We start from the raw sequence: 14,085 nt of genomic DNA on the forward strand, positions 1-14,085 counted from the left end.
TTATTCTCCTTGTATCAACGCATCGCCCTGCGCCATGGCACGCAGCAGACAGGGAATACAGACCGGTTTTTCAAGAGGCGGTATTTTGGGCAATTGGGGCGGCGCAATCACCTCAACCGCTCCCGGTAATGAGGGCAGTTGGCCTGCCCAACCAGAGCCACAGCCTGGGCTGCCGCCTGAATTCATCTTGATGCTGGGGCCGACCAGCGTCACGCCGCTGGGGTCAATCTTCACGAAGCTGCCACCAACCTTGAGAGTCAGTTCAGCCCCGGCTTCCAGCATTATTTTGTTACCCGATTTAAGATGAATCTCTTGCCCGGCCTCGACCAGCAAGGCCTGCCCCAGTTTCTGGTGCATTGAGGCATCGACGCTCAGGGAGTAATCTCCTTTAACATGGTCACGTTTCTCGCTCTCGACCGTCAGGTGATCGTTGGCTTTAATGCGAGTGACACGGTCATTATCAATATCCGTCTGTGCATCATGTTTGATATGCCAGACAACATCGTTCTCAATCAGCGCATTGAGATCTTTCTGACCGTGAATATAAATCTCTTCCTGACCTGCCTGATCTTCAAAGCGCAGCTCGTTGAATCCTTCGCCCTGATGGGTTTCCGTACGCAGCACGGTGCGCGTCTTGTGCGCAGGCAGGTCGTAAGGAGGACGGTTGGTCGCATGGAACGTACGCCCGGTGACAATCGGCTGATCCGGGTCACCTTCGAGGAAGCTGACGATCACTTCATGACCGATGCGCGGGATGGCTATCATACCGTACTGACCGCCCGCCCACCCCTGACTGACGCGTACCCAGCAGGAGCTCTGGTCGTTGCTCGCGCCGTATCTGTCCCACGGGAATTGCAGTTTTACTCGACCGTACGGGTCGCAGTAAATCTCTTCTCCTGCCGGCCCCACCACCGTAGCGATTTGTGGGCCGTCCACCATCGGTTTGTACGGCATCGCGGCGCGCCACGTCGTCGTCCCTTTCACCACCGCAAAGCTGTTGCTCATGGTCGTCGGTTCGCCGCCGCTTTCCTCTTCCAGCGCCTGCGGCTGCTGCCCGACGTGCGTCACGCTCACCGTCTGCCATACCGCGTTCAGCGTTGCATTCGGGTGCTCCGTCAGGGTGAAGGTGTTGCCCGGCATCAGCCCCGCGCAGTTGGATTCGCCTTCGCTCGTTACTGCCCCTGACCGCAGTGCATCCAGACGATAGCCGCTGAACGCCTTGCCGCTCGGGTCTTGCTTATAACGCCCCGGATAGTCGTAATGCTGATAGCTTTCGCGCTGGTGCTCCAGCTCGGTGCTCATCTTCTTGTGCGACAGCCCATAAGCCGGTGTCTTGAAGCTGTAGTCCTTCAGCTCTACTTCCGCCGTGCTCACCCGCTCTGCGTAGTGGAAGCGTCGCACGTACTCACCTTCACTCAGCCCCTGCGTCGCCAGGTTGAAGAACAGCTCGGGGCCTTTGGTCAGTGCCCCCGCATCATCAGCAAACACTAACCGATGCTTGCCTTCCTCGAACTCGTGGAAGAAATACATCCCTTCTTCGGCAGCCAGACGGGTGATAAACGCCAAATCACTTTCCCGGTACTGCACACAGTATTCCCGCACCGCGTGCTCGTTACGCAGTGCAAACGCGTAGTCGGTAATGCCCGCCTCTTCCAGCAATGCGCCGATAATCGCGTCCGGCTTCTGTGCCTGAAAGAGTCGGGCGTTGGTGCGAAGCCCCAGCCGCCACAGAGCAGGCCGGACTTCCGCCTGATAGCGCGTGCGCCGGAAGCCGGTATCGCCCTGCGTGAACCCGCTGATAATCCCGCTGACCCGACGCTTCAGTTCACCTTCATACCAAATCAGCAGCTCACACGGCTGGTCCAGCACGGCACCAAAATCGATATCCGGCAACGCGCTCGCCAGACTCAGTGACAGGCTGAAGGGCCGATTCAGCCCCTCATCCAGCCTGAAATCCACCACAGCAAAGGTGCTTGCCGCCAATGCACCGACCTTTACGGTGAACTGTAATCCTGTACTGTTTGCCACCTGTCCTCTCCTTCTTCCTTCTTCCTTCGCCGTAGACATGGCTACCGCATGCCCCGGAGCGGCATATCGCTATCCTGATTAAAATGAAAACCTGCGTTGTGGTCTGAGTCCGCTCACACCAGAAATCAGGTTGCTAAAAACATCTCACGGGAAACACGGTTTCAGAGGAAAACGCAGAAAATCAGGAGCAGCAGAGATTTGGCGTACTCACGCCATCAGAGACAAAAAGGACACGGGGTTGAAGCGGAGTGAAGAATAATGAAAACATTCCATGTGACATCTTTGATGCTATTCCTTTTGAGAAAATACGTGTAAAGGATAACAAGATGCTCGCAGCGCTGATAGCACAAGGAAAGGACAAAATCTGAGTAAACTAATTGATTTTAATTAAAATAATTTAGTTGTTGATAAATTAGTCAGCGAACTAAGTGACGGTATAATCATCTAAGGGCAGGGTACGATACGGATATATTGCTGATGTTTGACGTCTGTTATTTTTACAGAGGGAAGGCTTCTCGATCAGGGGCCTGATCGAGAAGTAAATATAGAAACGATTAACCCGCTTTTGCCATCTGCTGTTGGCGGTAGCTTGCTAACCAATCGCTGATGCGTTGTTTCTGTGCGTCATCAAAACGCATGCCCAGCTTGGTGCGGCGCCAGATGACGTCGTCCAGTGTGACGGCCCATTCTTTCTCGACCAGATAGCGCAGCTCCGCTTCATATAGGTCATGACCGAAATCTTCACCCAGATCGCTGAGGCCTTTCGCGTTTGCCAGAATCAGCTCGCTGTTTGAACCGTAGGTACGGCTGTAACGGCGCGTCAGTGATTCAGGCAGATTAAAGCGGCGACGCAGCGCAGCGGCGTAGTCATCACGTGTGCCAGCGATATCCCCACCCGGCAGTACCGCATCTTTCGTCCAGGCTTTGCCCGCCTGAGGATAGTATTTGTGCAGCTTGTCCAGCGCGTGCTCGGCCAGCTTACGGTACGTCGTCAGCTTGCCGCCAAATACAGAAAGCAGTGGAGCTTGGCCGTTATCGTCGTCTACCGACAGCGTGTAATCACGCGTAATTGCCTGTGGAGAATCGGATTCGTCATCACACAGCGGACGCACGCCAGAGTAGGTCCAGACGATATCATCACGCGTGAGCTGCTGTTTGAAATGATCGTTATACACATCCAGCAGGTAACCGACTTCGTTGTCGTCGATCTTCACATCGTGCGGATTACCTTTGTATTCCACGTCAGTGGTGCCGATGATCGAATAGTCGTCCTGCCACGGGATCACGAACACGATACGGTTATCTTTGTTTTGCAGAATATAAGCCTGCGGCTGATTATGAACTTTCGGCACCACGATGTGACTGCCTTTGATCAAACGGATGCCGTAAGGCGATTTCAGCTGTAAGCCGTCATCAAAGAATTCTTTTACCCACGGGCCGGTCGCGTTCACCAGACCTTTGGCACGCCAGGTGAAGGTTTCACCGGTCAGTGAATCCACGGCATCCACGATCCATACGCCTTGCTCACGGCGGGCGCGGGTAACTTTAGTGCGGGTGCGGACGTCGCCACCGCGTTTTGTCACTTCCTGCGCGTTTAACACCACCAGACGCGCATCGTCCACCCAGCAGTCAGAATATTCAAAGCCTTGCTTCAGTTCAGGCTTAAGAACGGAATCTGCACCGAATTTCAGTCCCTTACTGGCAGGCAGGCTGACGCGCTTGCCAATGTTGTCATACATGAACAGGCCGATACGAATCATCCAGGCAGGACGCAGGTGCGGCTGATGAGGCAAACGAAAGCGCATTGGGAAAATAATGTGCGGAGCCATTTTCAGCAGCGTTTCACGCTCAGACAGCGCTTCACTGACCAAACGAAACTCGTAGTGTTCAAGGTAACGCAGGCCGCCGTGAATCAGTTTGGAGCTGGCGGAGGACGTGGCACAGGCGAGATCCTGTGCTTCCAACAACAGGACGGATAAACCCCGCCCAGCCGCATCTGCGGCGATGCCTGCACCGTTAATTCCGCCGCCGATAACGATGAGATCTTTGGTTTCCACGTTTCTTCCTCCACCCTCGAATAAATCAAAATGTTCGTTTTCGAGCATTATGATAATCGAAAACAAACAAATCAGCTAATGGTTAACCAAATAAAAACATTTATGCGTGATGAAGCTAACAATATGATGATAGTTGTCACATTAAAATAAGGGGTATTGAGGGCTTTTTAGGGCTATTTTTGACGTCATCGCTCGTTAGGAGGTGATGTCTGTTCGATATATTGGCTGAAGCGCAGGAGATAACCATCAGGATCCTGAACCAGAAATTCTCGCTGACAGGCTTGGGTTGGCTCTGTCGTATCTTCGCCAGCTTCTATTGTGTAGTAGTTATCTCTCAGTGACCGATAAAGTGGGATGCGATGCTGCGCCAGACTGTCCAGCAGCGACCCTACATCATCTACCTCAATCTGAAGATTAATGCCCCGTCCCAAAGGTTTGACGAGCTTCCCCGTGTTCCATCCTCCATCGTGCAATGCTTCCAGCATCAGCTGCGCTTCACCCAGGCTAAGATAGGCGAAATCTGGATTCTCACGGCGGATCGTTACGGTGAAACCGAGTATGCGTACATAGAAATGTAGCGAAGCGGAAAAGTCCGTCACTGTGAGTTCAGGTACCATGCGGTTCCAGTAGGTCTGCGTCATGTGGTTACCGTTTTTATCGTCACGTTTCACGTTAGTGGAACACTGTTTTTATAAATAACCTTATAATCATATAGGTTTTATGCCGCTGAAGGCGGGTTACAATGACGCCAGTTGTTACTAACATCCTGTCCATTATTAACAAGGTTGTCACTTTAGATGGAACAATTTGAAGCTATTAGCATTGAGCAAGCCCATTCCCGCTGGCAGGAAGGGGGCGTTGTCGTTGATATTCGCGATCCACAGAGCTTTGCCGTTGCCCATGTTCCCGGCGCGACGCACCTGACGAACGAAACGCTATCTGACTTTGTGCGCGGAGCTGACTTGGAAGCGTCGGTCATGGTGATTTGCTACCACGGTATTAGTAGCCGCAATGCCGCACAGTACCTGATTAGCCTGGGGTTTGACTCGGTGTACAGTATCGATGGTGGCTTTGAAGCCTGGCAAAATCGTTACCCGCAAGACACGCAGTCACAAGCCTGATCGCATGACGATGAAAGAATCTTTATTATCATGTTCCTAACTCAACCCACTCACTGGCGCTTCCCGCTATGATGATTCGCGTTATTGCTCTCTCCAACCCGCGTCTGGCTCAGGCATTTGTTGATTATATGCGCACGCAACAGGTTCATCTGGAAATGCGGCCTCACGGACATGAAGCTGAACTGTGGCTGGAAGATGAAACCCAACTGAGCAAGGTTCAGGAAGCGCTGGAGATCTTTCTGCACGATCCGACAAATCCGCGCTATCTGGCGGCCAGTTGGCAAACGGGAACGATGGATACCGGTATTCAATACCAGCGTTATTCTTACCTGCAAACGCTGAAGCAAAAGGCCGGGCCGCTCACGCTATCCGTGATGGTTGTGACGATTGCGGTGTTCATCCTGATGCAGGTTTCAGGCTATGAGAGCGTCATGACATGGCTGGCGTTTCCCGCTGAAGGGCAGCAGCTACAGCTGTGGCGCTGGTTCAGTCATGCTTTGTTGCACTTTTCCCTACTACACATTTTGTTCAATCTGATGTGGTGGTGGTATTTGGGGGGACCAGTTGAAAAAGTGCTGGGAACCGGCAAGCTGTTGGTCATCACACTGGTTTCCGCGCTGGTCAGCGGCTGGGCGCAGTCCTGGTTTAGCGGCACCTATTTTGGTGGCCTGTCTGGCGTGGTGTATGCCCTGATGGGGTATGTCTGGCTGCGAGGGGAAAGAGAGCCTGATGGCTATTTATCTATGCCACGTAGTTTGATGGCCTTTGCTTTACTGTGGCTGGTCGCCGGATATTTCGATATTTTAGGCATGTCGATCGCAAATGCGGCGCATGTGGCTGGTCTGGTTGTCGGGCTATTGATGGCCTTTTGGGACACGTATAATAAAACAAACCCCCGGTAAATCGGGGCGTCTTAGGGGATAAATGTGAAGCAGACACAACGGCACGACGCCATTATTGAACTGGTGCGTCGGCAGGGGTATGTCAGTACTGAGGAACTGGTGGATCATTTTGCGGTGAGCCCGCAGACCATTCGTCGCGATCTGAACGATCTGGCCGAACAGAATAAAATCCATCGTCACCACGGTGGCGCGGCCTTGCCATCCAGTTCAGTGAATACAGCCTATCATGACCGTAAAATGATGTGGTCGGATGAAAAAGCGCGGATTGCCCGTCGGGTGGCGAGCCAGATTCCAGACGGTGCCACCTTGTTTATTGATATCGGCACCACGCCTGAAGCGGTGGCCTATGCGCTGATGCAGCATAAGGATCTGCGTGTGGTCACCAATAACCTGAATGTGGCAACGCTGCTGACGGCAAAAGAAGATTTTCGCCTGATTTTGGCCGGTGGCGAAGTGCGCACCCGTGATGGCGGCATCATGGGTGAGGCGACGCTCGATTTTATCTCTCAGTTCCGTCTGGATTTCGGTATTTTGGGCATCAGCGGTATTGACATGGATGGGTCATTACTGGAGTTTGATTACCATGAAGTGCGCACAAAACGGGCGATTATTGAAAATTCTCGCTGCGTCATGCTGGTGACGGATCATTCCAAGTTTGGCCGCAATGCGATGGTGAATTTGGGTAACATGGATTTGATCGACTATCTTTTTACCGATCAGTCACCACCACCCAGCGTACTGAAAATCATTGAACAACATAAGGTACAGTTGGAGTTGTGTTGAGTCCGATGTGCCTTTTCCATGATGGACAAAGGAGGGGCACGATGTCAGATTCTTCAACCAAGTCTGGTTCTTCGAAAAAGTCAGGATCGTCAAAACGTTCAGTGGCTGCAAAAAAGTCAGAGGCTCTGACGCAGCCCGTTTCCTCCTCCCACCCAGCTATCGATTTTGATACATCACAGTTTGCCGCCGCGCTGCTTCGCCAACGGCAGCTCGGTGGCTTTGCTTCTCTGAAGGCGATGACACCAGTCCAATGCTGGCGCGCCGTCAGTCTTGCGCTAGCCGAACAGTTACTGACGCACTCCGCGTTAACACCTCCCGTTTCCAATCCCCCTCAGCGCCATGTGAACTACCTGTCGATGGAGTTTCTGCCCGGCCGTCTGACGGGCAACAATCTGCTGAATCTGGGATGGTATGACGCCGTCGCCGCCGCGCTGGCCGAGCAGGGACTCAACCTGAGCGATATTCTGGAGCAGGAAACCGATCCGGGTTTAGGCAACGGTGGATTAGGGCGGCTGGCATCCTGCTTTCTGGATTCGATGGCGACGGTGGGGCAGCCTGCAACGGGGTACGGTCTCAATTATCAGTATGGTCTGTTTCGTCAGCATTTTGCGCAAGAACAGCAGCAGGAAACGGCTGATGACTGGCAGCGTGACACCTATCCGTGGCTTTTACCGCGAGCAGAGTTGGCGGTGGATGTCGGGTTCGGTGGGCGTCTGCAACCCCAGACCGACGGGAGCCTGCGTTGGCTGCCGGATACGGTTTTCAGAGGAGAAGCCTGTGACCTGCCAGTGATTGGTTATCACAACGGTGCCGCTCAGCCGCTGCGACTGTGGCGTGCGACGCATCGCGACCCGTTTGATTTAACCTTATTCAATGAAGGTCACTATCTGCGCGCGGCGCAGGCGGGTATTTCCGCCGCCAGCCTGACCAGCGTGCTGTATCCGAATGACAACCATGCGGCAGGCAAGCGCCTGCGTCTGATGCAGCAGTATTTCCACTGCGCCTGTGCGGTGGCCGATATTTTGCGTCGCCACCTCGAGGCAGGGCGCGCATTGTCTGCGTTGCCGGATTATGAAGTCATCCAGCTTAATGATACTCACCCGACGCTGGCGATCCCTGAATTAATGCGCCTGCTGCTGGATGAACATCAGATGTCGTGGGATGAAGCCTGGTCGATAACCGGGCGTTCCTTTGCCTATACCAACCACACGCTGATGCCGGAAGCGCTTGAGCGCTGGGACGAGCGGCTGTTTGGTCGCCTACTTCCACGCCACCTGTCGGTTATCCGGCAGATTGATACGCAGTTTAAAGCGCAGGTTGAACGCAAATGGCCTGGCGATCGGCTGGTGTGGGCTAAGCTTGCCATCCGCCATCAGCGCCAGATTCGCATGGCGAACCTGTGCGTCGTGAGCTGCTTTGCGGTCAACGGTGTGGCGGCATTGCACTCGGAGCTGGTGGTGAAAGATCTGTTCCCTGAATACCACCAGCTGTGGCCGACCAAATTCCACAATGTGACCAACGGGATTACGCCACGCCGTTGGCTGAAGCAGTGTAACCCAGCGCTCTCGGCGTTGATTGACGACACGCTGCATACACCGTGGGTGAATGATTTGCCTGCTCTACAAGGGTTGGAACCTTACGCTGACGATGCGGGTTTTCGTGAACGTTATCGACAAATCAAGGCCGATAATAAAATACAACTGGCGAACTATCTCCGCCAGCAGTACGACATCGTGGTCGATCCACTGGCGCTGTTTGACGTGCAAATCAAGCGATTGCATGAATACAAGCGCCAGCATTTGAATCTACTTCATATTCTCGCGCTATATCGTCAATTGCGTGACAATCCGCATCTGGATATAGTGCCGCACGTCTTTTTGTTCGGTGCCAAAGCGGCACCGGGCTATGTATTAGCGAAAAACATCATTTATGCCATTAACCGGGTTGCTGCGGTCATTAATCAGGATCGCCGGGTTAACGATCGCCTAAGGGTCATCTTCCCGGCGGACTATCGTGTATCGCTGGCTGAACGGATGATCCCTGCCGCTGATGTATCTGAGCAGATTTCGACGGCAGGTAAAGAAGCGTCCGGTACTGGCAATATGAAACTGGCGCTGAATGGGGCGTTGACTGTCGGTACGTTGGACGGGGCGAATGTGGAAATGGCGCAGCAGGTTGGTGAAGACAATCTGTTCATTTTTGGCCACACCGTGGAGCAGGTCAAAGCGTTACAGGCGCAGGGTTACGAACCGTCTGACTACCTTACTGCGACGCCGCTGCTGCGTGAGGTGCTGAACGAGCTAGCGAGCGGCGCGTTCAGTCAGGGGGATAAAAACGCATTTGCACCGCTGCTGGATAGCCTGCTGAAACTGGGCGATCCCTATATGTTAATGGCCGATTTTGCACCGTATTGTGAGGTGCAGCAGCGTGTTGATGCGCTTTACCGCGAACCGGATGAATGGACGCGCCGCTGTGTGCTGAATACCGCCAGAATGGGGATGTTCAGTTCGGACAGAGCGATTCATGATTACCAGACGCGCATTTGGCAGGCGCATCGTTAGGAAAAGGAGAGGGTGTTCAAGGTGGATAAACTGGCAAGCCAACAGACAGGCATCGCGGAAAGCTATACCGATGCCTATGGCAAAGAGCACATTGTTGCGGCCGCAATCAGAAACCAGATTCAGGCAATGATGGACGTTTCTGATAGCGGTAATGCGCCCTTGCCGCCTGTTCGTGTCTTTTTGCAAGGCCGAGATGCGGTCATCGAGCTTGCTGGTCGCGGTGAATTCCTCTGGACGCTGATGTATGAAAACGGCGGTCAAATTCAAGGGCAGATAACGGGTGGCTCAATGCTGGCTCTGCCGGGCGTGTTGCCGCTGGGTTACCACTACCTGACGCTGACGCAGGCGGACCAACGCTGGAGTTGCCGGATTATTGTGGCGCCTCACCGTTGCTATGAACCCGAAGCCTTACAGCAGGGAAAACGCTGGTGGGGGGCTACTGTCCAGCTTTACACCCTGCGTTCGCAGAACAACTGGGGCGTGGGGGATTTTGGCGATTTGCGCCAACTGGTGGAACAAATTGCCCGGCGTGGCGGTGCCTTTGTGGGACTGAACCCGCTGCATTCGCTGTATCCCGCCCTGCCAGAAGCTGCGAGCCCTTACAGTCCTTCTTCCCGACACTGGCTGAACATTATTTATATCGATGTGAATCGAATCGATGATTTCCAGCAGAGTGCCGAAGCGCAGGAGTGGTGGCATCGTGAGGATACGCAAAGTGCGGTTACGTCACTGCGAGCGGGTCGCTGGGTCGATTATGAGCCCGTTACGCAGCTCAAACTGACTGCATTGCGGCTGGCATTTCGCTACTTTACTACCCGCAGTACGCTGGATCCGCGCATTAGCGCCTTTCGTCAGTTTGTCGTCAGCGGCGGACAGAGCCTGCAACTCCAGGCGACGTTTGATGCGTTGCAGGCCTACCTGAAAAAGCAGGGCGAGAACTACGCGGACTGGCACCAATGGCCTGCCAGCTATCATGATGTACACAGTGAAACGGTGAAGTCATTCCGGCGTGAAAACAGCGATGAGATTACGTTCTACAGCTGGCTACAATGGGTGGCGCATGAGCAATTAGCGGACTGCTACGCACACAGTAAACAGCTTGGTCTGCCGCTAGGTCTGTATCGCGACCTGGCCGTTGGCGTCGCACAAGGCGGCGCGGAAACCTGGGACGAACGACAGCTATATTGTCTCGATGCTTCTATCGGGGCACCGCCGGATCCGCTGGGGCCACAGGGACAAAATTGGCAGCTTGCACCGATGAACCCCACCATGATGCAGCTTCGCGGCTATCAACCTTTTATCGATGTACTGCGCAGCAACATGGCACACTGCGGTGCATTGCGCATCGATCATGTGATGGCGCTCTTGCGCCTGTGGTGGATCCCCAAAGCGGAGTCAGCAGGCAGCGGAGCTTATGTGCATTATCCGGTCGACGATCTGCTGGCGGTGCTGGCGCTGGAAAGCCAGCGACATCGCTGCCTGATTATCGGTGAGGATTTAGGCACGGTGCCGCCGGAAATTGTCAGCAAACTGCATGACTACGGCATCTATTCCTACAAAGTGCTGTTCTTTGAAAAGGACGAAGAGAACCATTTTCGCGCCCCTGAAGATTATCCGCGTCAGGCGATGGCAACCATTACCACTCACGACCTACCGACACTGCGCGGCTACTGGCAAACGGTGGACTTATCGCTTGGGCGTGAGCTAGGGCTTTACCCTGAGGAGTCGTTGTTGCAAGAGCAGATGCAACAGCGTGAGAAAGCAAAGCAGGGGCTGCTTAACGCATTACACCATTACGGACTATTGCCGCAGCGTGTTGGCCGCAACTCGGCGCTGACGACAATGGGCGCACCGCTGAGTCGTGGCGTTCACCGCTATGTTGCAGATAGCGCCAGCGCACTGGTCGGGTTTCAACTGGAAGACTGGCTGGATATGGCGACGCCGGTCAATGTTCCGGGCACTAATCGCGAGTATCCCAACTGGCGGCGTAAGCTCACGCGTCCGCTGGAATCGATCTTCGCTGACCGCTGCCTTGAACGACTGGTTCGGGATGTGGATTTACGTCGCGGTGTACCGGTAAAAGGTTAAGTAGAGCGGCAGGGTAATCCTCCCCTAAACTGCGGGAGGATTAAGCAGAATACATCAGCAGGAAAAATCAGTAGCGGGGGACATTAATAGTAGGAGTGTTCGCCGCGCTGATGTTCGGTGAGGTCTCTCACGCCTTTCAGCTCAGGGAATTTTTCCAGCAGCTCTTTCTCGATCCCTTCTTTCAGCGTGACGTCGACCATAGAACAGCCGTTACAGCCGCCGCCAAATTGCAGAATCGCCAGGCCATCATCGGTAATTTCCATCAGCGTCACACGACCACCGTGGCCAGCCAGCTGTGGGTTGATCTGCGATTGCAGTACATACTCAACGCGTTCCATCAGCGGGGCGCTGTCGTCCACTTTACGCATTTTGGCGTTCGGTGCTTTCAGCGTAAGCTGAGAACCTAATTGGTCAGTCACGAAGTCGATTTCAGCCTCTTCCAGGTAAGGTGCGCTGAGTTCGTCCACGTAGGCGGAAATCTTTTCAAACTTCAGTACGGTATCGCTGGCTTCTACGGCATCCGGCGGGCAGTAAGAGACACCGCACTCGGCGTTTGGCGTACCTGGATTGATAACAAATACGCGAATCTGTGTGCCTTCTTCCTGTTTTGCCAACAGTTTCAGGAAATGCTCCTGAGCAGCATCGGTAATACGGATCATAATAGTAAGCTCAATAGTTGACTGCACTTATCGGTTATAATACGCCCATCCTCCCCCCAACTACAAGGTTCGGCACAAACACCAGACCTGAACGCCCACCGCGCCTTGAGCCAGTAACAGCCTGCTGATTTCGGCTGCGGTGCTGCCCGTCGTAACCACATCATCCAGTAAAACCACCTGCTGCCCGGATAGCGGGACATCACAGGAAAAGGCACCTCGTAGATTTCTTCGTCGTGCACCGGCGCTTAGCGTTTGCTGAAGCAGTGTGCGTCGCGTGCGCTGCAACTCGCGTGGATCGTAAGCACAGTTCAGCCAGTGAGCGAGAGGGCGAGCGAGCAGTTCGGTCTGGTTAAAACCACGATGCCACTGGCGGTTTCGGTGTAGGGGAACGGTAAACAGGCGATCGGGGCGGAATAGGCGAAGTTGCCCAGTGAGTTTTCGTTCGCGATATGTCATCTGCCAGCGCAATAACAGCTGTCGTGCGAGTACCACTGCCAGTTCGGTTTTACCGTGAAACTTGAAATGTTTAAGCAGTGTGTTAAACGGCGGCGCATAGTCGCTGACAAAGGTCATCGATTGCCACGGCGGTGGATGTTGCAGGCAGCGGCCACATTGACGTGTTGTCTGGCTAGCGGGTAAGCCACAGCGCGGGCAGCAAGGAGGCAAGTGGGGCAAATGGCGCTGACAGTACGAACAAATTCCCTGCTGGCTGCGATGAAGCGGCAATAAACATAGCCAGCAGCGTGCTGCGATGGTTAACATATTTTTCCCTAAATATAGTTCTCCCCTAAATAGGGGGCTTTTCCCTGAAATATATTGACCCTACGTAAGCGTGAAGGGGTTCCCTGAGGAAGGAAGATAACTGATGGCATCGTTGTATTGGCAGACCGAAGGCGCAGGAAATACGGATCTTGTGTTGCTGCACGGATGGGGATTGAACGCACAGGTATGGCAAAGCATGGTGGTGCGACTTGCTCCGCATTTCCGTCTGCATCTGGTCGATCTGCCGGGCTATGGCAGAAGTCAGGGATTCGGGCCGATGTCCCTGAGTGACATGGCGAACATTGTACTGATGCAGGCACCGGAGCGTGCCGTCTGGCTGGGATGGTCATTGGGTGGATTGGTTGCCAGCCAAATTGCGCTGAGCGCCCCTTCTCGGGTAGAAAAACTGATTACCGTGGCGTCATCGCCCTGTTTCAGCGCACAGGATGGCTGGCCGGGTATCAAGCCGAACGTATTACAGGGCTTTCAGCAGCAGCTCAGTGAGGATTTTCAGCGCACGGTTGAGCGGTTTTTGGCACTGCAAACGTTGGGAACGGAGAGCGCACGGCAAGATGCAAGATTGCTAAAAAGTGTGGTTCTGGAACAACCGATGCCCTCAGTGGATGTGCTTAATGGCGGACTGGATATTTTGCGTGCAGCGGATTTACGCCAGCCGTTAACCGATTTGACGGTGCCTCTGCTGCGGCTCTATGGCGCGTTAGACGGATTGGTGCCGCGCAAGGTCGCCGGATTGCTGGATGACGAGTGGCCGAATTCGACGTCGGTGGTGATGCCAAAGGCCGCGCATGCGCCGTTTATCTCGCATCCTGATGCGTTTACCGAGCAGGTGATCGCGTTTGCTCAGGCGTAGCCGACGATAATTTACATTTTCTCCTCAATTTCTCCACGATCTAGCCAATGTTGGCAGTTAAGGTTATTCGACACGCTGTATGCATAATGTCGGTCGTTTCAAGATCGAGATACCGGGGGCTACCACGGTGTGAGGCATCCCTACGGGAACCTCATCACCGTGTTTCCCCTTATAAAATGCAAACGCATTTTAAATGCCACTTGTGGCAGCCCGTCAGGGCGAGCACAGGAACTGGGCGAGTAAATCCATGCTG

The 14,085-nt window shown here is 54.0% G+C and carries 11 protein-coding genes; 6 read left to right on the forward strand and 5 right to left on the reverse strand.

Annotated elements, in window-relative coordinates:
• From CLR69_RS19300 to CLR69_RS19310, 3 genes are all read right to left on the reverse strand, one after another.
• Positions 1 to 2,028: a type VI secretion system Vgr family protein gene (locus CLR69_RS19300; RefSeq protein ID WP_131535055.1), complete on the reverse strand. Its 2,028-nt coding sequence runs from the start codon at positions 2,026 to 2,028 to the stop codon at positions 1 to 3.
• A gap of 554 nt (positions 2,029 to 2,582) precedes the next feature.
• The gene (gene glpD, locus CLR69_RS19305; RefSeq protein ID WP_131535056.1) at positions 2,583 to 4,085 is read right to left on the reverse strand and encodes a glycerol-3-phosphate dehydrogenase; all 1,503 of its coding nucleotides are present in this window, start codon (positions 4,083 to 4,085) and stop codon (positions 2,583 to 2,585) included.
• 185 nt (positions 4,086 to 4,270) lie between these two features.
• Positions 4,271 to 4,726 (reverse strand): bleomycin resistance protein, encoded by a 456-nt coding sequence (locus tag CLR69_RS19310; protein ID WP_242451664.1) that lies wholly within the window; start codon positions 4,724 to 4,726, stop codon positions 4,271 to 4,273.
• Positions 4,727 to 4,882: 156 nt separating this feature from the next.
• Between CLR69_RS19310 and glpE the strand changes: the two genes are divergently transcribed.
• From glpE to malQ, 5 genes are all read left to right on the forward strand, one after another.
• Positions 4,883 to 5,206 carry a thiosulfate sulfurtransferase GlpE gene (glpE, locus tag CLR69_RS19315; RefSeq protein ID WP_129708627.1) on the forward strand — a complete coding sequence of 108 codons (324 nt, stop codon included), beginning with the start codon at positions 4,883 to 4,885 and terminating at the stop codon, positions 5,204 to 5,206.
• A gap of 68 nt (positions 5,207 to 5,274) precedes the next feature.
• Complete coding sequence (gene glpG / locus CLR69_RS19320) at positions 5,275 to 6,108, forward strand: rhomboid family intramembrane serine protease GlpG (protein ID WP_129708623.1); 834 nt, start codon at positions 5,275 to 5,277, stop codon at positions 6,106 to 6,108.
• 24 nt (positions 6,109 to 6,132) lie between these two features.
• Positions 6,133 to 6,891 (forward strand): DeoR/GlpR family transcriptional regulator, encoded by a 759-nt coding sequence (locus tag CLR69_RS19325; protein WP_005969330.1) that lies wholly within the window; start codon positions 6,133 to 6,135, stop codon positions 6,889 to 6,891.
• A 41-nt stretch (positions 6,892 to 6,932) separates the two neighbouring features.
• Positions 6,933 to 9,452 (forward strand): maltodextrin phosphorylase, encoded by a 2,520-nt coding sequence (gene malP, locus CLR69_RS19330; protein ID WP_131535057.1) that lies wholly within the window; start codon positions 6,933 to 6,935, stop codon positions 9,450 to 9,452.
• Between the two features lie 12 nt (positions 9,453 to 9,464).
• Positions 9,465 to 11,540: a 4-alpha-glucanotransferase gene (gene malQ / locus CLR69_RS19335; RefSeq protein WP_129708617.1), complete on the forward strand. Its 2,076-nt coding sequence runs from the start codon at positions 9,465 to 9,467 to the stop codon at positions 11,538 to 11,540.
• A gap of 83 nt (positions 11,541 to 11,623) precedes the next feature.
• Here malQ and nfuA read toward each other — a convergent pair whose 3' ends face one another.
• Together nfuA and gntX are read right to left on the reverse strand one after the other, a co-directional pair.
• Positions 11,624 to 12,199, reverse strand: a complete 576-nt coding sequence (nfuA, locus tag CLR69_RS19340; protein WP_129708614.1) for a Fe-S biogenesis protein NfuA — start codon at positions 12,197 to 12,199, stop codon at positions 11,624 to 11,626.
• Positions 12,200 to 12,259: 60 nt separating this feature from the next.
• A complete protein-coding gene (gene gntX, locus CLR69_RS19345; RefSeq protein ID WP_131535058.1) occupies positions 12,260 to 12,961 on the reverse strand; it encodes a DNA utilization protein GntX in 702 nt (233 codons plus the stop codon).
• A gap of 103 nt (positions 12,962 to 13,064) precedes the next feature.
• Between gntX and bioH the strand changes: the two genes are divergently transcribed.
• The gene (gene bioH, locus CLR69_RS19350) at positions 13,065 to 13,832 is read left to right on the forward strand and encodes a pimeloyl-ACP methyl ester esterase BioH (protein ID WP_131535059.1); all 768 of its coding nucleotides are present in this window, start codon (positions 13,065 to 13,067) and stop codon (positions 13,830 to 13,832) included.
• Positions 13,833 to 14,085: the final 253 nt, after the last annotated feature.

Source organism: Pectobacterium zantedeschiae, assembly GCF_004137795.1.
Lineage (GTDB): Bacteria > Pseudomonadota > Gammaproteobacteria > Enterobacterales > Enterobacteriaceae > Pectobacterium > Pectobacterium zantedeschiae.